The sequence below is a fragment of the Microbacterium hydrocarbonoxydans genome (assembly GCF_900105205.1).
GTDB classification, from domain to species: Bacteria; Actinomycetota; Actinomycetes; order Actinomycetales; family Microbacteriaceae; genus Microbacterium; species Microbacterium hydrocarbonoxydans.
The window spans coordinates 3171462-3189696 of sequence record NZ_FNSQ01000005.1; the positions used below are offsets into that span (position 1 = coordinate 3171462).

General features: G+C 69.1%; 20 protein-coding genes and 3 tRNA genes. 9 read left to right on the plus strand and 14 right to left on the minus strand.

Translation table 11 applies throughout. The features are described from left to right. Positions 1-67 precede the first annotated feature (67 nt). Positions 68-1888 (plus strand): DUF2207 domain-containing protein, encoded by a 1821-nt coding sequence (locus BLW44_RS15540; RefSeq protein WP_060926373.1) that lies wholly within the window; start codon positions 68-70, stop codon positions 1886-1888. A gap of 2 nt (positions 1889-1890) precedes the next feature. Here the strand turns inward: BLW44_RS15540 and BLW44_RS15545 are convergent, their stop codons facing one another. The 10 genes from BLW44_RS15545 to hpt all read right to left on the minus strand — a co-directional run bounded on the left by BLW44_RS15545 (position 1891) and on the right by hpt (position 10504). Continuing rightward, positions 1891-2589 carry a DUF2520 domain-containing protein gene (locus tag BLW44_RS15545; protein WP_060926374.1) on the minus strand — a complete coding sequence of 233 codons (699 nt, stop codon included), beginning with the start codon at positions 2587-2589 and terminating at the stop codon, positions 1891-1893. Further along, entirely contained in the window at positions 2582-4507 is a 1926-nt protein-coding gene (locus tag BLW44_RS15550) for a PH domain-containing protein (protein WP_082724492.1), read from the minus strand. The genes BLW44_RS15545 and BLW44_RS15550 overlap by 8 nt, the downstream gene beginning before the upstream one ends. Further along, a complete protein-coding gene (locus BLW44_RS15555) occupies positions 4504-5100 on the minus strand; it encodes a PH domain-containing protein (RefSeq protein WP_060926375.1) in 597 nt (198 codons plus the stop codon). The genes BLW44_RS15550 and BLW44_RS15555 overlap by 4 nt, the downstream gene beginning before the upstream one ends. Continuing rightward, the gene (locus BLW44_RS15560) at positions 5036-5533 is read right to left on the minus strand and encodes a DUF3180 domain-containing protein (protein WP_060926376.1); all 498 of its coding nucleotides are present in this window, start codon (positions 5531-5533) and stop codon (positions 5036-5038) included. The genes BLW44_RS15555 and BLW44_RS15560 overlap by 65 nt, the downstream gene beginning before the upstream one ends. After that, complete coding sequence (folK, locus tag BLW44_RS15565) at positions 5530-6069, minus strand: 2-amino-4-hydroxy-6-hydroxymethyldihydropteridine diphosphokinase (RefSeq protein WP_060926377.1); 540 nt, start codon at positions 6067-6069, stop codon at positions 5530-5532. The genes BLW44_RS15560 and folK overlap by 4 nt, the downstream gene beginning before the upstream one ends. Then, positions 6066-6458, minus strand: a complete 393-nt coding sequence (gene folB / locus BLW44_RS15570; protein ID WP_060926378.1) for a dihydroneopterin aldolase — start codon at positions 6456-6458, stop codon at positions 6066-6068. Before folB ends, folK begins: the two co-directional genes overlap by 4 nt. 2 nt (positions 6459-6460) lie before the next feature. Continuing rightward, on the minus strand, positions 6461-7267 hold the full coding sequence (gene folP, locus BLW44_RS15575; protein WP_060926379.1) for a dihydropteroate synthase: 807 nt from the start codon (positions 7265-7267) through the stop codon (positions 6461-6463). Then, complete coding sequence (gene folE / locus BLW44_RS15580) at positions 7264-7869, minus strand: GTP cyclohydrolase I (RefSeq protein WP_060926380.1); 606 nt, start codon at positions 7867-7869, stop codon at positions 7264-7266. Before folE ends, folP begins: the two co-directional genes overlap by 4 nt. Positions 7870-7872: 3 nt before the next feature. Continuing rightward, positions 7873-9873 carry an ATP-dependent zinc metalloprotease FtsH gene (gene ftsH, locus BLW44_RS15585; RefSeq protein WP_060926381.1) on the minus strand — a complete coding sequence of 667 codons (2001 nt, stop codon included), beginning with the start codon at positions 9871-9873 and terminating at the stop codon, positions 7873-7875. A gap of 79 nt (positions 9874-9952) precedes the next feature. Next, a complete protein-coding gene (gene hpt, locus BLW44_RS15590; protein ID WP_060926382.1) occupies positions 9953-10504 on the minus strand; it encodes a hypoxanthine phosphoribosyltransferase in 552 nt (183 codons plus the stop codon). A gap of 138 nt (positions 10505-10642) precedes the next feature. On the opposite strand from hpt, the gene BLW44_RS15595 reads away from it, so the two are divergent. After that, positions 10643-11251, plus strand: coding sequence for a DUF937 domain-containing protein (locus BLW44_RS15595; RefSeq protein ID WP_060926383.1), 609 nt, complete (start codon positions 10643-10645; stop codon positions 11249-11251). Between the two features lie 56 nt (positions 11252-11307). On the opposite strand, the gene tilS is transcribed toward BLW44_RS15595, so the two are convergent. Then, a complete protein-coding gene (gene tilS, locus BLW44_RS15600; RefSeq protein WP_060926384.1) occupies positions 11308-12294 on the minus strand; it encodes a tRNA lysidine(34) synthetase TilS in 987 nt (328 codons plus the stop codon). Between the two features lie 22 nt (positions 12295-12316). Here tilS and BLW44_RS15605 point away from each other — a divergent pair, with 22 nt between their 5' ends. Next, complete coding sequence (locus tag BLW44_RS15605; protein ID WP_060926385.1) at positions 12317-12976, plus strand: TMEM175 family protein; 660 nt, start codon at positions 12317-12319, stop codon at positions 12974-12976. A gap of 38 nt (positions 12977-13014) precedes the next feature. After that, positions 13015-13506: an inorganic diphosphatase gene (locus BLW44_RS15610; protein ID WP_060926386.1), complete on the plus strand. Its 492-nt coding sequence runs from the start codon at positions 13015-13017 to the stop codon at positions 13504-13506. Positions 13507-13592: 86 nt separating this feature from the next. Here BLW44_RS15610 and BLW44_RS15615 read toward each other — a convergent pair whose 3' ends face one another. Next, positions 13593-14960 (minus strand): M23 family metallopeptidase, encoded by a 1368-nt coding sequence (locus tag BLW44_RS15615; RefSeq protein WP_060926387.1) that lies wholly within the window; start codon positions 14958-14960, stop codon positions 13593-13595. 211 nt (positions 14961-15171) lie between these two features. Between BLW44_RS15615 and BLW44_RS15620 the strand changes: the two genes are divergently transcribed. From BLW44_RS15620 to BLW44_RS15630, 3 genes are all read left to right on the plus strand, one after another. Further along, positions 15172-15244 (plus strand) — tRNA-Glu (locus BLW44_RS15620). 29 nt (positions 15245-15273) lie between these two features. Next, a tRNA-Asp gene (locus BLW44_RS15625) sits at positions 15274-15347 on the plus strand. A 69-nt stretch (positions 15348-15416) separates the two neighbouring features. Beyond that, a tRNA-Phe gene (locus BLW44_RS15630) sits at positions 15417-15489 on the plus strand. A 319-nt stretch (positions 15490-15808) separates the two neighbouring features. Here BLW44_RS15630 and BLW44_RS15635 read toward each other — a convergent pair. Then, complete coding sequence (locus BLW44_RS15635; protein WP_060926388.1) at positions 15809-16171, minus strand: winged helix-turn-helix transcriptional regulator; 363 nt, start codon at positions 16169-16171, stop codon at positions 15809-15811. A gap of 80 nt (positions 16172-16251) precedes the next feature. Between BLW44_RS15635 and BLW44_RS15640 the strand changes: the two genes are divergently transcribed. Further along, a complete protein-coding gene (locus BLW44_RS15640) occupies positions 16252-16656 on the plus strand; it encodes a nuclear transport factor 2 family protein (RefSeq protein WP_060926389.1) in 405 nt (134 codons plus the stop codon). A 69-nt stretch (positions 16657-16725) separates the two neighbouring features. Here the strand turns inward: BLW44_RS15640 and BLW44_RS15645 are convergent, their stop codons facing one another. Further along, positions 16726-17328 (minus strand): TetR/AcrR family transcriptional regulator, encoded by a 603-nt coding sequence (locus BLW44_RS15645; RefSeq protein WP_060926390.1) that lies wholly within the window; start codon positions 17326-17328, stop codon positions 16726-16728. A 148-nt stretch (positions 17329-17476) separates the two neighbouring features. Here BLW44_RS15645 and BLW44_RS15650 point away from each other — a divergent pair, with 148 nt between their 5' ends. Then, the gene (locus BLW44_RS15650) at positions 17477-18190 is read left to right on the plus strand and encodes an SDR family oxidoreductase (RefSeq protein WP_060926391.1); all 714 of its coding nucleotides are present in this window, start codon (positions 17477-17479) and stop codon (positions 18188-18190) included. The last annotated feature ends 45 nt before the right edge of the window (positions 18191-18235 follow it).

Genomic DNA, 18235 nt, shown 5'->3' on the forward strand with positions numbered 1-18235 from the left:
AAAGTCGAGTCCAGTTTACCGAGGTCCGATGCCCCACCCTGCGGCATCGTCTGGGTAGCCTCGGAATATGGCATCCCACCGCCGAGTCCCCTCCCCCGTCCGCGCGATGAGCGTTGCCGCCCTCGCCGTGGCCGCCCTCATCACTCCGGTCGCGGGAGCACCGGCGACCGCGGCCGCGAGCACCGATGTCGACGACTTCTCGTACGCATCCTGGGAGTCCGTGTTCGAGGTCGGCCTCGACGACGAGGGTCGGGCGGACATGCACGTCACCGAGACGCTGACCGCGCGCTTCCCCGACGCCGACCAGAACAAGGGCATCGTCCGTGGGCTCCCGATGACGTACGAGGACGCCTGGCTCGATGTCACCGTACTCTCCGTCACCGATGACGCCGGTACGCCCGTGCCGTACGAGACCGACGAGGACGACGGCCTGCTCTACATCCTGACCGGGGACGACGACTACGTCCGGGGCCTCACCACCTACGTCATCGAGTACGAGATGCGGGATGTCATCATCGCCGCCGACTCCGGCGTCGACGAGTTCTACTGGGACCTCCTGCCCCTCGACAGCACCCAGGGGATCGAGTCCTTCCGCGCGGATGTCGAATTCGATCCCGCCCTCACCGAGCGGCTGAACGGCAACAGGCGCTGCTACATCGGACCGTCGGGCTCGCGCGACGAGTGCGACCTGGCGCCGTCCGCCGACGGTTCCAGGTACAGCGTCGAGGCGACGGAGCTGTCCGCCGGCGAAGGCGTCACCGTCGCCGTCGGCTTCGAGTCCGGGACCGCCCTGCAACCCACCGCTCGCCGGCCGGACCCGGTCACCGACACGGTGCCGGCCATCGCCGCGGTGGGGGGCCTCGGACTCGCGGTCGGCAGCTGGTTCGCGGTGTCGTCGTTCCGGCGGTCGCGTCGACGCGCGAGCGGCCTCGTCATCGCCCAGTACGACGTGCCAGACTTCCTGCCGCCGCTGATCGCGGCCGCTGTCGTCCCGGGATCGAAGGATGCCATCCCCGCCGAGATCGTGCATCTCGCCGTGCGTGGAGCCTTGCGTATCGAAGAGGGCCCGGAGCCGGAGCAGCCGCGCCTCCGACGACTTCAGGGTGGTCGGATCCCCGACCAGCTCGACGGCGAGGCGATGGATGCCCTCTTCGCCGAGGCGGATGCGGACGGCGTGGCGGACCTTCCCGCGGAGAGCGAGACGTTCGCCGCGCGCATGAAGACGCTCGCCCAGAGCGGCGTGGCTGCCGCGGCGTCACGCGGACTCACGACGAAGGAGCGCAGCCGCGCGGCGATGGTGGTGCAGTGGTGCGCGATCGCGGTCGTGCTGGCCGGTTTCGCGCTGGGACTCTGGGGGCTCATCGCCGGACGAGTCACGGCGATCCCCGCCTTCGTCGCGATCGCCTTCGGCGTCTTCCTCGTGCTGCTGTCGTGCCTCTACAGCTTCTCGAAGCACACCGTGCTCACCCCCGAGGGCGCTCGCCAGTACGAGTACCTCCTCGGCGTGAAGGAGTTCATCCGGGTCGCGGAGGCCGATCGCCTGCAGATGCTGCAGTCGTACACCGGCGCCGAGCGGCGCACCGACGGCAGTGCGAACGTGATCGTCGTGTACGAGCGCCTCCTCCCCTACGCGATGCTGTTCGGCATGGAGGACGAGTGGGGTGCGGTGCTCGAGAGCGTGTACGCGTACGAGCAGCGCGGGGCCTCGTGGATCGGCGATCCGAACGCGCCGTTCGTCCGCGGGCAGCTCGTCGCGTTCGCCGCGACGTCGCACGCCGCCGCGTCGTACTCCGCGCCCAGCGCGGGAAGCTCATCGAGCGCCGGCGGGTCGTTCGGCGGCGGGTTCTCCGGCGGTGGGGGCGGCGGCGGCTTCTCCGGCGGCCGCTGACCTCACAGCAGCGGGGCCGAGGCGTCGCGCAGCGCGCGCTCGACCGTCGACTGCACCAGCGCGGAGAGGTATCCTCCGGGGTTCTCCACCCCGATGTCACCGAGGCGGGTGATCGACTGGGCGATGATCGAGCGGGAGAACTCGGTCGCGGTCTGGATCGCATCCGCGTAGGCCGCGCGATCGGCTTCGGCGATGACCACTGGCTCGCATCCGATCTCCACCGCGAGAGCCTGCGCGATCGGCAGCACCGCCGGCGGCGCCGTCACGGCGGCATAGCCGGCCTGGAGCTGACGGAGGTCGATCGTGGTGCCCGTGAATGTGATGGCGGGATGCACGGCGAGGGGGATCGCCCCACTCTCCGCCGCGGGCCGCAGGACCTCGATGCCGTAGCCGGGGTCGGTGTGCAGCACGAGCTGACCGAGCTGCCAGCCGCCGACCTCGGCGATACCGGCGATCAGTGACGGCAGCTGGTCGTGCGGCACGGCGACGACCACGAGCTCGCTGCGGCGCACCACTTCGAGCGCATCCAGCACGGGCACGTCAGGGAGCACCGCCGACGCGCGATCATCGTCCGACCCGCTCGTGATGCCGGTGACGGCATGACCCGCACCGGCGAGGGCCGCCCCGATCACCGGACCCACGCGGCCGGCGCCGATGATGCCGACGCCGAGTCGCCCGTCTCGGCGCGACGGATCACTCACCGTTCGGAGCCGGGGGCGCGGGAGGAGCGACCGGAGGCGCAGGCGGACCCACCGGAGGCGCAGGCGGACCCACCGGAGGCGCAGGCGGAGCAACCGGAGGCGCAGGCTGACCCACCGGAGGCGCAGGCGGACCCACCGGAGGCGCAGGCGGACGCGGCCCGGTCGCTGCTCCGGGGTATCCGCCCGGCACCTGTGCCCCGTCGGCATCCGTCACGTACTCACCCCAGCGGTGGGTGTGGTCCCTAGCCGCCGCCGCTGCCGCCGCAGCGCTGACGCTGTCGATGAGGTGCAGCGCGTCGTCGCGCTCGAGACCTGAGAGGTACCCGGTGATGAGCCCCTGCACCGAGTGCACCTGAGCTCCCGATACGCGCTGCGCACGGTCGATCGGCCCCTGTGACAGCGACACCCCCTGCAGTCGGGCGAGCGGGAAGATCGCGAGCTTGCGCCACACGATGCCGCGGCGCAGCAGGAGTCCGAACTCCGTCAGCGCGTACCCATGGCGCTTCCAGGACAGCGGTCGCCGCCACCAGGCGCGGCGCGGGATCGTGCGGTACGGATCGCCGTCGACGGGACCGAGGATGCCGTGCTCCCAGACGAGCGGAATGTCGGCGACCGGCGCATCCGGAAGGATCAGCGCGAGCACGCGCTCGACGTCCGCCCGCTTGCCCACGGGGAGCACGACGCTGAACTGTTGGGCGGAGCCGGACGACTGCTGCGCGGCGCTCTTGCCGCTCATGCGGTTGATCCTGATGGTCCACCAGCCGAACGGACGCCACAGCAGCGACTGCGTGACCTCGACCGCGAAGATCCGGCCGGGAGGCAGGGTCTCGGTGACCGTGGTCAGCAGGCCGTAAGTGATCCGCACGCCGTCCCGCGTCGGGGCGATCGAGTATCGCAGCGACTTCGAGATCTGCGCCCAGGTGATACCCACGACGGCGATGATCATCGGGATCCCGATGCCGAGACTGATGCCGAGACCGAGGAGGCCCTCGATAGGATCGTCGTCGACCATCGAGGCGATGGCCATGGAGCCGATCGCGATGCCGAAGATCACTCCGAAGAGCACCAGCCACAGCAGGCCCGAGATCGCCTGGGATCCGATGAGTCGACCGGTCGGGATCTTGACGACGCTCTCCGGCTCGACGTCGGCGAGGTCCACTCCGGCGAGCAGACCGTTGACGCCCTCGTTCATCGAGCCGACGAGCTGTCCACGGATGGATCCGGGTGCGCCGGGTGCTGGCGATCCCGGCTGCGGGATCGGCTGGGCACCGGCGGCCACGCCGAGCGACGACTGCCGCGCGGCCCGCGCTCCGGAGGCGAGACGGAGGATGTCTGACCGCACCGCCTCCGCCCGAGCGGTCGCGAGGTACTCGAGCTCGACGTTGGAATCGGTGCCGGCGCCTGCGACCTCGAGCTTCGCGAGGCCGATGATGCGCGCCGGGAACGGGCGCGTCAGGTTCACGCCCTGCACGCGGTCCAGCGGAGCGCGGCGGTGCGAGCGGAAGACGATGCCCTTGCGCACCTCGACGTGGTCGCCGGTGATGCGGAACTGCTGGAATCGCCAGATGAACCAGAAGATCGCCACGAGCACGACGACGAGCACGAGCACGCCGAGCAGCACGACCAGGATGAGGTTGTTCGAGAGGACCCAGTCGACGGGGTCGCCGCCGTTGTAGTCGTCATAGTGCGCCTCCTCGGGAGTGAAGAGGTCGACGAACCAGGCGATCAGCCGGTCACGCAGGTTCGCGATCGCGATACCCGCGATGATGATCAGCGCCAGCCCGCCCTTGAAGAGCGGGGTGAGCGGATGCATCCGATGCCACTCGCCGTCGGCGAGCGTCGCGTTCTCCAGACGCACGCCGCCCTGCTCTCCGGATGTGGAGGCGGATGCGGGTGCCGGGTGCTGCTGGTCGCTCACAGGCCCGTCCGACGGGTCTCGGCGACCTCGATGAGCGTGTCGCGCAGGGCTTCGGCCGCAGCCTGGGCGAGTCCGGGGATCTGCACGCCGGTGGTGGCCGCCGCGGTCACCATCTTGAGCTGCGAGACGCCGAAGGCACGGTCGAGCGGACCCTGCGTGATGTCCACGAGCTGCATGCGCCCGTAGGGCACGGCGATCATCCGCTGCCAGAGGATGCCCTTGCGGAAGACGATGTCGTCCGCGCGGAGCATGTATCCGATGGCCTTGGCCTGTCGGGGCAGGATCACGAGGGTCAGCAGCGTGATGAGGATGATCACGCCGGCAGGGATCCACACCCAGGTCTGCTCCAGCCACAGGGCGAGGACGGCCGCGACGGCCAGCACGACCGCGATGAAGATCGCGTTCTGCACGACCTGCGAGACGACGTAGCGCGGCGAGATCTGGTGCCACGACCCGTCGAGCTCGAGCCTCGCATCACTGCGCGCGGTGCGCAGCTGGGAGTACGTGCCCCGGTCCAGGGCACCGAGGTCAGTGACCTCCGCCGAATTCAGCGGGGCCGGGGTCCCCGGCTCGATCTGTGGGTTCTGAGTCATCAGGATCCTTCGGCAGTGTGCAGAACTGTTCGGCGACGAGCGCGGCGACGACGAGCACGATCGCACTTCCGATCAGCGCCAGCATCGCCACAGTCGACCCTACCGGGGGATCGATCGGCCTCGACAGGAGGAACGCGAACAGTCCGGCACCGAAGCCTGCCATGATCGCGCCGAGCAGGCTGGAGGCGCGGGCGAGGGTGACCGCCCTGGTGGCGCGGAACGGGTCGATGCGGATGCCGTCGCGCACGCTCGCGCGCACCGGCCACGCGACCCCCAGGGAGGCCGCCCCGATGAGCAGCAGCAGCACCGGAAGCAGCAGCGACGGCGTGAAGGTCGTCCGTCCCATGGCCGTCAGCACGTGGTCGAGCACGAACCCGCCGGCGCCGGCGAGCACGGCCAGGACGACGAGGACCCCTACGGAGGTGCGCTTCACGACGGGTCCTCCGCACGCAGCCCGGCGATGAGGTCCGCGATCGGGCCGTGCCCGGGGAGCGTCGCGCGCTGGTCGAGCTCGAACCACGGCTCGAGGACGAAGAGCCGCTCGGCTGCGCGCGGATGCGGCAGCTGCAGATTCTCGTCGTCCGAGGACTCGTCGCCGTAGGCGATCAGATCGAGGTCGAGCGTGCGATCGCCCCAGCGCTCATGGCGCTGACGGCCGTGCTCGTCTTCGATGGCGTGCAGCATCCCGAGCAGGATCGACGGGGCGAGTCGCGTCCTCACGAGCGCCACCGCGTTGACGTACCCCGGCGCGTCGGGGTCTGGGCCGTCGAGGCGCAGGGCCACGGTCTCGACGAGCGACGACAGCCTGACATCGCTGACGAGAGGAAGGCGGGCGATGCGTTCCGCGGCCGCCCGGATCGCCGCCTCGCGGTCGCCGAGGTTGGCGCCCAACGCGACGACCGCGACCGCCTCCTCGCGACCGGGACGGGGGCCGGGGACGCTCGGCGGATTGGCTAGGTTCCTGCTCATCGCGACTCCTCCGCGATCGAGTGCTGCTGCGACCGGTGCACGGTCACGGCGACGTCCGAGAAGGCGAGGGCGATCGGGGCATGCGGCTTGTGCACGGTGACCGAGACCTCCTGCACCCGACGATCGTCGAGCGCCACCTCCGCGATGCGCTCGGCAAGGGTCTCGATCAGGTTCACCGGCTCACCGGCGACGACGGCCGCCACCCGCTCCGCCAGCTCGCCGTAGTGCACGGTGTCGACCACGTCATCGGATGCCGCGGCATCCCGCAACGGCATCCTCAGGCGCAGATCGATCGTGAACTCCTGCCCGTTCTCGCGCTCGTGGTCGTAGACGCCGTGCCGGCCGAACACCGTCAGGCCGGTGAGGACGATCTCGTCGAGGGTTCCCATGGTCATCCTTCCCAGGCGTGAGCGATGGCGAGGGCGTCGCGGGTCGCGCAGACGTCGTGCACCCTGACGGCCCAGACGCCCGCGCGTGCTGCCAGGGCGCTGGTCACGGCCGTCGCCAGGTCGCGGCGGGCCTCCGACACCTCGGCGTCGGTGTGCACCCGCAGCAGCGTCTCGGCGAGGAACCGCTTGCGCGACGTCCCGACGAGCACGCGCGGCCCGAGGGCGACGATCTCGTCGAGACCGCGCAGCACATCCCAATTCTGGGCACCAGCCTTCGCGAACCCGATGCCGGGATCGATGATCAGGCGGGAGGGGGCGATCCCTGCGGCTGCTGCCGCGCTGACCCGCTCTTGCAGCTCCCCGGCCACCTCGCGGGCCGGCCGGTGGTACTCGGCGCGGGCGTACATGTCGTCGGAGAATCCGCGCCAGTGACCGATGGCATAGTCCGCGCCCGACCCCGCGACGACGGCGAGCATGTCGGCGTCGGCCAGACCTCCGGAGACGTCGTTGACGATGCGCGCTCCCGCGCGGACGGCAGCGGCGGCGGTCGAGGCGTTGAGCGTGTCGATGCTGACGGGCGCTCCGGCGGCGACGAGCCGCTCGATGACGGGGAGAACCCGCTCCTGCTCGGCATCGGCTCCGACCCGCTCGGCACCAGGCCTCGTCGACTCCCCGCCGACATCCAGCACCGTGGCGCCGTCCGCACGCATCCGCAGGCCGTGCTCGACAGCGCGGTCCACGTCGAGGTAGCGCCCGCCGTCGCTGAACGAGTCAGGAGTGACGTTCACGATGCCCCAGATGCCGGTCATCCGTGCGCCGCCCCTGCACCGGAGGCGCCGATCAGGGCGATGAGCTCAGCGCGTGCGATCGGCTCGGTGTACTCGCCGCGGGCTGCGATCGTCAGGGTCGAGGCCTCGGGCTGTCGCCCGCCGCGCATGGTCACGCAGCCGTGGCTCGCGTCCAGCACCACGAGCACGCCGCGGGTGTCGAGGTGCTCCGCGATCGTGTCGGCGATCTGCTCGCCCAGGCGCTCCTGCACCTGAGGACGAGTGGCGAGGATCTCGACGACCCGCACCAGGGCGCCGAGCCCGACGACCTGCTCGCCCGGCAGGTACGCGATGTGCGCGCGACCGGCGAACGGCAGCAGATGGTGCTCGCACACAGAGCGGAATCGGATGTCTCTCAGCAGCACCGCGCCGGACGCGAGCGTGTCAGGGGCGGGGCCCCGCGTGACGCTGATCGTGTGTGCGAGCGGCGCCCCGGCATCCTCTCCCACTCCGGAGAAGAACTCCGCGTACAGGTCTCCCATCCGCGCCGGCGTCTGCTTCAGACCGGGGCGGTCGGGATCCTCCCCGATCGCCTCGAGCAGTTCCCGCGTGAGCCGCTCGACGCGTGCGCGGTCGACTGCCACGACTCAGGCCGTCGCAGGTCGAGCCTGCCCGGCGCCCGCCGAGCCGGACTGCGTGCGCGGTGCCGCTGCCGGCGCCTCGACGGTCGCCGCCAGCGAGACGTCCTTCTTGGGAACCTCGATCGGCGGGCGCTCCGACACGGGCCGAGCCTCGCTGGAGAGCCAGAGGGGACGCTCGGGGAGCTTCTTGATCTCGGTGAAGATCTCCGCGATCTGGTTGTGGTCCAGCGTCTCCTCCTCGAGGAGGGCGAGCGCGAGTCGGTCGAGGATCTCGCGGTTCGCGCTGATCACCTCGTATGCCTCGTTGTGCGCCTGCTCGATGAGCGCCCGCACCTCGGCGTCCACCCGCTCGGCGACCTTCTCGGAGTACTCCCGGCCGCGGCCCATGTCGCGCGCGACGAACATGTCGCCGCCCTCGGAGCCGAGCTTGACCGGACCGACCTGCGTCGTCATCCCGTATTCGATCACCATCTTGCGGGCGATCGAGGTCGCCTTCTCGATGTCGTTGGACGCGCCGGTCGTCGGGTCGTGGAAGACGATCTCCTCCGCGACTCGGCCGCCCATCGCGTAGGTGAGCTGGTCCTGCAGCTCGTTGCGCGTCACCGAGTACTTGTCATCCAGCGGCAGCACCATCGTGTAGCCGAGCGCCTTGCCGCGCGGAAGGATCGTGATCTTCGTCACCGGGTCGGTGTAGTTCATCGCCGCCGCCGCGAGCGCATGACCACCCTCGTGGTAGGCGGTGATCAGCTTCTCCTTGTCCTTCATCACACGCGTGCGACGCTGGGGGCCGGCGATCACACGGTCGATGGCCTCATCGAGGGCGCGGTTGTCGACCAGCTGCGCGTTGGAGCGGGCGGTCAGCAGCGCGGCCTCGTTCAGGACGTTGGCGAGGTCTGCACCCGTGAAGCCGGGAGTCTTGCGGGCGACGACCTCGAGGTCGACGCTCTTGGCCAGCGGCTTTCCCTTGCTGTGCACCTCGAGGATCTTCTGACGACCGCGGAGGTCGGGCGCGTCGACGCCGATCTGACGGTCGAAGCGGCCGGGGCGCAGCAGTGCGGGGTCGAGGATGTCGGGACGGTTCGTCGCGGCGATCACGATGACGTTCGCGTTCGGGTCGAAGCCGTCCATCTCGACGAGCATCTGGTTGAGCGTCTGCTCCCGCTCGTCGTTTCCGCCGCCCATGCCGGCGCCTCGGTGACGGCCGACCGCGTCGATCTCGTCGATGAAGATGATGGCGGGAGAGTTCTCCTTGGCCACATTGAACAGGTCGCGGACTCGCGATGCGCCGACACCGACGAACATCTCGACGAAGTCCGAACCCGAGATCGAGTAGAACGGGGCTCCCGCCTCGCCGGCGACCGCGCGGGCGAGCAGCGTCTTGCCGGTTCCTGGAGGGCCGTACAGGAGCACGCCCTTCGGGATGCGAGCGCCGATGGCCTGGAACTTGCCCGGGTCCTGCAGGAACTCCTTGATCTCGTGGAGCTCCTCGATGGCCTCGTCCGCACCGGCGACGTCGGCGAAGGTGACCGTCGGCGTCTCCTTGTTCACGAGCTTGGCCTTGGACTTGCCGAACTGCATGACCTTGCCGCCGCCGCCCTGCATCGAGGACAGCAGCCACCAGAACAGCAGGCCGAGCAGCACCAGCGGGAGCAGGAGCGAGAGGATGCCGTCGAACCAGGTCGCACGCGGCACGGCATCGTTGAAGCCGTCCTTCGGGTCGGCGTCATTGATCGCCTTCACGACCTCGTCGGCGCGAGCCTCGACGTAGTAGAACTGCACGTTCTCCGAGCCCTCGAACGCCTTCGACAGCGTCATGTCCACCCGCTGGTCGCCGTCGGTGGTGACGACCTCGGTGACGGACTCGCCGGCGAGGAGCTTCAGACCCTCCTGGGTCGTGATCTGCTTCGGCGCGCCGAGGTTCGAGATCAGCAGGAAGCCGCCGAAGAGCAGCAGACCGATCAGAGCGACGTAGATCAGCGGATTCCGAGTGAGCTTCTTGACATCCATGGTCGGATCAGCGTATCGCGCACGCCCTAGGTGGCCGCTGTGCGTTCACCCACGGCGTAGCGGTGTCGGCAGAGGCGGTTCAGCTGTAGACGTGGGGCGCCAGGACCGCGACGTCGCGGAGGTTGCGGTAGCGCTCGTCGTAGTCCAGGCCGTACCCGACTACGAAGTCGGTGGGGATGTCGAAGCCGACGTACTTGCAGTCGATGACCACCTTCGCAGCCTCCGGCTTGCGCAGCAGCGCCAGCACCTCGATCGACTCGGCGCCGCGCGATCCGAAGTTCTCCAGAAGCCAGCTGAGAGTGAGTCCGGAGTCGATGATGTCCTCGACGATCAGGACGTGCTTGCCGTTCAGGTCGGTGTCGAGGTCCTTACGGATCTGCACGACGCCGCTGGACTTCGTGCTCGCGCCGTAGCTCGACACGGCCATCCAGTCCATCGGGGCGTGGAAGGGCAGCGCCCTCGCGAAGTCGGCCATGACCATGACGGCGCCCTTGAGCACGCCGACCAGGATGAGGTCCTTCCCCTCGTAGTCGATCGCGACCTGAGCGGCGAGCGAGTCGAGCTTGGCGAGGATCTCCTCCTCTGTCACGAGGATCTGGTCAAGGTCGTCCTGGATTTCCGCGGCGCGCATGGATCGATTTTAGGTGACGCACATCGATGCTCCCGCCACGGATCCGCGCGGGGCGCGCAGTATTCCGGGTGCGCCCGCAGCATCCGCACTACTCTGGGCGGTGTGACGGGCGGACGCCCCTGACGGAAGGAACTTCCCATGGCTCTCGACGACATCCTCGCGCAGGTCCCGATCGACGACATCGCCGCGAAACTCGGGGTCTCCCCCGACGTCGCGAAGACGGCCGTCGAGCAGGGCGGCGCGGTGCTGCTGGGCGGCCTCGCCAAGAACGCCTCCACACCCGAAGGCTCGTCTGCCATCGAGGACGCACTGAAGCGCCACGAGGGAACGGCAGGGGCTGCGAAGGTCGACGACATCGATCAGGCCGACGGCGGCAAGATCGTCTCGCACATCCTCGGCGACGACAAGGAGAAGGTGACGCAGAAGCTCACCGAGTCCAAAGACACCGCCGGCATCGACTTCGGAAAGCTGCTGCCGATCCTCGCACCGATCGTGATGGGCCTGATCGCCAACGCGAACAAGGGCAAGTCCCCGAGCTCCGGTTCGGCGGAGGCACCCTCCGGTGGCGGCGGGATCGGCGACGTGATCGGCGGACTCCTCGGCGGCGGCCACTCCTCCAGCGGCTCCTCGGGCGGCGGCGGCATCGGCGACATCCTCGGCGGACTCCTCGGCGGCGGGAACTCGTCGTCCGGCGGCGGAGGCATCGGCGACATCCTCGGCGGCCTCCTCGGCGGCGGCAAGAAGTAGCAGACGGCATCGAGACTCACCACTGCGGCCTCCCTCGAGGGGCCGCAGTGTCGTCTCTACCGCGCGGTGAACACGATCCGCCCGCCGGCGCGGGCAGCCGAGCACCCCGGCAGGTCGATCGGCCCCTGACCCGACCAGTCCGTCACGAGCCTCGCCACCTCCAGCGTCTGCAGCCGGGTGAGGCTCACGCCGAACTCGCTGTCGACCACGAGGCGGATGATCCGGTTGCGCAGTGCCGCGGGGTTGGCCGCGAGGGCTGCAACGCTCACCGAGATCCCGGCCTCCGCATGCTCGACGATGTCCTCGATCGTCTCGTGGATCATCTCGTCGAACGCCTCGGCGTCCTCGCGCAGCTGTTCGGCAGTGCGGACGAGCGCCTCGGCGATGCCGGGACCGAGCTCGGACTCCAGCACCGGCAGCACCCGCTCGCGCACTCGCACCCTGGCGAACCTGTCGTCGGTGTTGTGCGGGTCGTCCCAGACCTCGATCCCGGATGCCGCGCAGAACGCCCGCGTCGTCGCGCGACGCACGCCCAGGAGCGGGCGCACCCAGCGGAGGCCGTCGTCGTCGGTGCGCGTAGCCGCCATGCCCTGCAGGCTCGCGGCTCCGGAGCCGCGGGCGAGCCCGAGCAGCACGGTTTCGGCCTGGTCGTCGAGCGTATGACCGAGGAGCACCGCCGAGGCCTTCACGTCTGCAGCGGCATCCGCAAGCACCCCGTAGCGCGCCTCACGTGCCGCGGCCTCGGGACCGCCCTCGCCTCCCACGTCGACCCGCACGATCAACGCGCCCAGGCCGAGCGCGGTTGCCGTCTGCGTAGCGCGCGAGGCGACCTCATCCGACCCGTCCTGCAGCCCGTGATCGACGGTCAGCGTCCCCACACGGATCCCCCGCTTCGGCGCTTCGAACGCGGTCGCCGCGGCGAGCGCGAGCGAGTCGGCTCCCCCCGAGAGCGCGACGACCACCGTCGAGCCCTCCGGCAGATCGGCGAGCGCGGTGCGCACGGCCAGGCGGATCTCGGCGATGGCGGGTGAGAGTGAGGGCACACGCCCACGCTAGCCTGGCGCCGTGACTGAACAAGTGCTGAGGTTCCGGACCGAGCGGTTCAAGGCGTTCGTCGACGCGGTCGTCGCCATCGCGATGACGCTGCTGATCCTGCCCCTGATGGAGTCCGTGTCCGAGGCCGCTGGCGACAGGCTGACCACTGCCGAGTTCTTCACCGAGCACTCCGGACAGCTGCTGAGCTTCGGGTTGAGCTTCGTTCTCATCGCGACGTTCTGGATGGGCCACCATCGTCAGTACCGCGATGTGGAACGGGTCACGGGCCCGCTGCTCTGGATCAACGTCGCCTGGATGGCCACGATCGTCTGGCTGCCGGTGCCCACTGCGATGATCGGTCAGATGGACACGGATGCCCTGCAGGCCGTCGTGTACATCGGCACCCTCATCCTCACGCAGGTGACCACGCTGGCCGGCTGGCTGTACCTGCTGCGCCATCCCGAGCTCACAACCACGCCTGCCGAAGTCGCGCGGGCCGGGGTGATCGGCGACCTCGCGGCGATCATCCTGTTCCTGATCGCGCTGGCCATCGCCGTGTTCGTCCAGCCCTACGGCTACGCGGGTCTCCTGGTCCTGCTGCTCAGCGGCGTGGTCACCAAGGTGCTCCGGAGGATCGGCGGGCACCGCGCAGGCGGCGACTCGCCGGGGAGCGCCCCGCGGGTAGGCTAGTGCGCGGCATCCACCCGTCTTTTCTGAGGAGCACACGCATGGGCGCACACGACGCCGTCATCGAGATCCCGCGCGGCAGCCGCGTGAAGTACGAGGTCGACCACGAGACCGGACGAGTGCACCTCGACCGCGTGCTCTACACGACCTTCGGATACCCGGCCGACTACGGCTACTTCGACAACACGCTCGGCGAGGACGGCGACCCGCTCGACGTGCTCGTCCTGCTCGACCACGCCATCTACCCGGGCGTGGTCGTCGAGGTCCGCCCCGTCGCCGTGCTGAAGATGAGCGACGAGGCCGGTGGAGACGACAAGCTCGTCGCCGTCCTGTCGAAGGACCCCCGCTGGGCCCACATCCAGGACATCGGCGACATCGCCGAGTACACCAAGAAGGAGATCGCGCACTTCTTCGAGCACTACAAGGACCTCGAGCCCAACAAGTGGGTCAAGGTCGACGAGTGGGGCGACGCCGCGGAGGCGCAGCGCATCCTCGACGAGGCGATCGTCCGCTTCGGCGAGCAGGGCCACTGACACCTGCCAGCCGGGCCATCGGCCCGACGCACGAGACCCCCGGTTCCGCTCAGCGGCCGGGGGTCTCGTGCGTGACGGAAGGATGCTCAGACCGAGACGCCCTTGCCCGCCATGAAGTTGATGGGGTTGGTGTAGCCGCCGTTGATGTAGACCTCGAAGTGGAGGTGGCATCCGAACGACCCGCCGGTGTTCCCCGCGTAGGCGATGACCTGACCGGCCTCGACCCACTGGCCGCTGCGCACCGCGTAGCCGCCGGGCTTGATGTGCGCGTACCCGGTCGCGATGCCTCCGCCGTGCTGGATGCGGATGTAGTTGCCGTAGCCGCCGTTGTAGAAAGCGGCATCGACGGTGCCGGAGTGCGCGGCGTAGATCGCCGCCCCGCAGCCGTTGGCGAGGTCGACGCCGTAGTGGTAGCTCGAGGAGCATCCGCCGGAGTCGCAGATCGGCGTACGAGGACCGTATCCGGAACTGCGGTGGCCGCCGTGCGGGCGCACCCAGCCGCCGCGACCGGGGCTGCCACCACCGCCGCTGCTGCCGCCGTCGTTGCCTCCGGCGTTGGCTGCGGCCTCTGCGGCTTCCCGACGCTTGCGCTCCTCTTCGGCCTTGCGCACGCCCTCCTTGTAGCTGGCGACCGTGGTCGCCGTCTTGCTCTTGAGGGCGGCGAGCTGAGCCTCCATGGTGGCGAGGTTCTCGGTCTGCTCGTCGAGAGCGGCCTGGGCGGCATCCGCGGCGGCCTGGGCCTCGACCATCTTCTGTTCGGCGACCTGCTGCAGGCGGTCGCGCTCGGTGCGCGCGACGACGGCCTGATCGCTCAGCGACTGCGCCGAGTTGCGGGCGGCGACCGCGTTGTCGTAGACCGACTGGTTGTACTCGAGGAGCTTGTCCATCGTGCCGAGGCGCGAGAGCAACTCGTCGGCGTTGTCGGCGGAGCCGGCGAAGAACAGCTCGAGCGAGGTGTCGTCCCCGCCGTTCCGGTACAGCTGGGCGGCGACCTGACCGGCCTTGGTGGCCGCCTCGTCGGCGATCGCGGCCTGCGCGTCGGCCTGCGTCTGCAGCTCCTCGGCGACGCGGATGGCGTCGAAGAACTCCTGCTGGGCGACGTAGTAGGCGTCTGAGGCGATCTGGGCCTGGGCCTGGGTGTCGGCGACCTTCTGGGTGAGGCTCTGGATGAGCCCCTCGATGCGCTTGACCTCGTTGGCCTTGGCGGCCTCGTTCTTCATGGCGTTCTGGACGTCGTCCCAGCTCGGGTACGACGCGGCATAGGCGGCGGTCACACCGGAGGTGACACCGAAGGCGCTGAGCGCGACGACGCTGAGAGCACCGAGACTGATGGCGCTGCGGCGCGTCAGAGAGCCCTTCTGCCAGAAAGCCTTGCTCTCGGCGGGCGTGGGCGCGCAGCCGCAATCGTCGGATGCCGCCGCGGCAGCATCCAGCGTGGAGTGCTTGTCGTTCACACGGCCCCTTCCGCCGGTTTCACAAATGCCACACTAACAACATCTTTCACATCCGCACCAGGTGGCGGACAGCATCAGCGAGCACAGCGATACGAGTCCATCGTCCTCCTGAACACGCCCGGGAGGCAGCAGGCTCGCCCTCGATTCGCGTTTTGCTCGGATCTTCCCTTATGCTTGAGCGTCGGCAAGGAAGTCCCCTGGGACTGACTTCGGCCCCATCGTTTAGCGGCCTAGGACGCCGCCCTTTCACGGCGGTAGCACGGGTTCGAATCCCGTTGGGGTCACTCCTTCCGATACAATTGAAAACAAGTATGGCCCTGTAGCGCAGTTGGTTAGCGTGCCGCCCTGTCACGGCGGAGGTCGCGGGTTCAAGTCCCGTCAGGGTCGCTCTAAGCGACGGGCCCTTTTCTTCGAAGAGGGCCTTTCGTCTAGATGCGACAGGTTCGCCGGTCGCACGGCTCTGTAGCTCAGTTGGTAGAGCGCACGACTGAAAATCGTGAGGTCACGGGATCGACGCCCGTCGGAGCCACAGGGTGATCATTACAGTCACCTTAGGAACCCTCGCCTAGCTTCTACATGGCGGGGGTTTCCGCTTTTTCTGGCGAGAAGCGTTTCTGAACCGCTCCCCCGGGCCGTCCCGGCCTGACGTTGAGCGAGGATATCTCTCGTCCGCCGTGTGCGCGCGCGCCGCGAGACCGATGTCCCATCCAGGAGCCCGGCCGGTTCTATGCCGGTCGTCACGCTCCAGTATGTGACTTGAAACGCACACAAGAGGAAGCGACTGATCGCGCACACTCCTGATGTCGCCGGATCGCGCTACGTCCACCACTCGTCCGAACCGTGCCGCCTCACCGGCGGTCATACTCGTCTCGCGCAGCGAGCACCTCTTCAATGTGCCCCTCTGCCCAGCGGCCGAGCGCGGTCAGTGGCTCCCGCAGCGTGAGCCCCAGCGTCGTGAGGTCGTACTCGACTCGCGGGGGCATCTCGTCATACGCAGTGCGGGTCACGAGGCCGTCGCGCTCCAGGTCGCGGAGAGTGTCCGCGAGCACCTTCGCACTGATCCCCCCGACGCGCTCGCGGATCGCGCCGAACCGAGCGGGCCCGTCGCTCAGCGCGATCACGATCATCGCCGTCCACTTGTTCGCCACCCGCGCGAGCGACGTCCGGGAGGGGCAGGTGGGCAGCATCACATTCCAGACCGGATCATCCATCGGAACCGCCTCCCTTGGTTACGTTGAGGTAACAGGTTACCGAATGTAACCATGGGCTCACCACTACCAAGGAGAGAATCATGACCGACCTCAGTCCAGCCAGCATCGCCCGCACGTACTTCGACGCCCTGGGCCGCGGAGACATCCCGACCGTCATGGCGCAGTTCAGCCCCGACGTCATCTGGCATCAGCCCGGCACCCATCGCTTCTCCGGCGTGCACACCGGCATCGACGGCGTCGGCGCGCTGCTCGGCGGCATGATGGAGACCTCCGCCGGCACCTTCGCGCTCGCCGTCACCGGCCCCGCCATGGTCAACGGGGAGCTCGTCGCCGTTCCCGTGCGGTTCTCCGGCCGACGCTCGGAGACCTCGATGGACATGGCCGGGGTCGACCTGCTCACCGTGCACGATGGCAAGATCGTCGAGGTGCACCTCTTCTCCGAGGATGCACCCGCGGAGGACGCATTCTGGGGCCCGCGCGGCTGACGTCGTCAGGGGCGTGCGTCCGCCGCACAGAAGGAGCCACGAGGAGCCGGTCGTCGGCAGTCCGACACCTCACACAGCGAGCAGCGTGCGCACCTGGCCCGCGATCTCCTCGACGACCTCGTCGACCGACAGGTGGACGTTGATCGAGGCGGCCATCGTGAGGAACATGACGGCCGAGACGATCCTGGCGCGGGCGCGGGCGACCTCGGGGCCCACGCCGCTCGTGCGCGCGATGACCTCGGCGATGACTTCCTCGGTCTGCGCCGTCAGCGCCAGCGCATCCCGATGGTGCGGCTCCTCGGGATCCCCGAACACGATCTCCCGCAGGTAGGTCCGTCCGTTGTCGATCTGCTTCCGGTTGCACTCCACGACCGGCCGCACGACGGCGAGGACTGCAGCCACCACGTCGTCGATGCCGGCGGCGTCTGCTCTGCCGCGATCGATGGCCTCGGCGTACATCGAGTTCTGCACGAGCAGCAGCAGCTCGCCCTTCGTCCTGGCGTAGAGGAAGAGCGTGCCGGTGCCGATGTCCGCTCGGTCGGCGACCTCCTGCGTCGTGACGTCGTCGACGCCGCGCGCGGCGAACAGCTCTCCCGCAGCGGCGGTGATGCGCTCGAGCTTGTCGCGCTTGTTGCGCTCGCGGCGTCCGAGGGGGCTTGCATCGAGCGACATCGGTCCTCCTGGGAACAAATACTGATCAAGCTCAGTTATGAGAATAGTCACTATCGCGCGAGTGAGAATCGGATTCATTCTTTCACGCGTCCGCCGACCGGACCCGGCCGGCGGGGCTGCCGAAGTGACTCGACAGAAAGCTCACATCATGCCCGCACTCTCAGGAGCAGTCGTCCTCGTCACCGGCGCGAACGGCGGCATCGGCTCGCACTTCGTCCACCAGGCCCTCGCCCGCGGTGCAGCGAAGGTCTACGCCTCCGCCCGCACCCCTCGCGACTGGGATGACGAGCGCATCGTCCCCCTCACGCTCGACGTGACCGACCCGGCCTCGATCGCCGCGGCCGCCGCCGCAGCCTCCGACGTCACTGTGCTCATCAACAATGCCGGAGCGTCGGTGTCGAGCCCCGGCATCCTCTCGCACACGGACGAAGAGATCCGCTCGAACGTCGAGACCAACTTCCTGGGACCGCTGTTCCTCGCACGCGCGTTCGCCCCCCTCCTGTCCGGGCGCCCTGGCGCGGCGATCATCGACATCCACTCCGCCCTCAGCTGGTTCGCGGTCGCGGGAATCTACAGCGCGACCAAGGCCGCACTGTGGTCCGCCACGAACTCGCTGCGCATCGAACTCGCCCCGGCCGGAGTGCACGTCGTCGGCGTGCACGTCGGCTACGTCGATACAGCCATGGCGGCGAACGTCACCGACCCGAAGCTCGACCCCGCCGCGCTGGTCGCCGCAGTGCTCGACGCGACCGAGGCAGGCGAGTACGAAGTCCTCGCCGACGAGACGTCGATCCAGGTCAAAGCCGCACTGAGCGCCCCTCTCGAGGCGCTGTACCCTCAGCTCACGCAGAGCGCCCGCTGACCGCGAGGCGGCCGATCGGGGCACCACGGCGTCCCGATCGGCCCG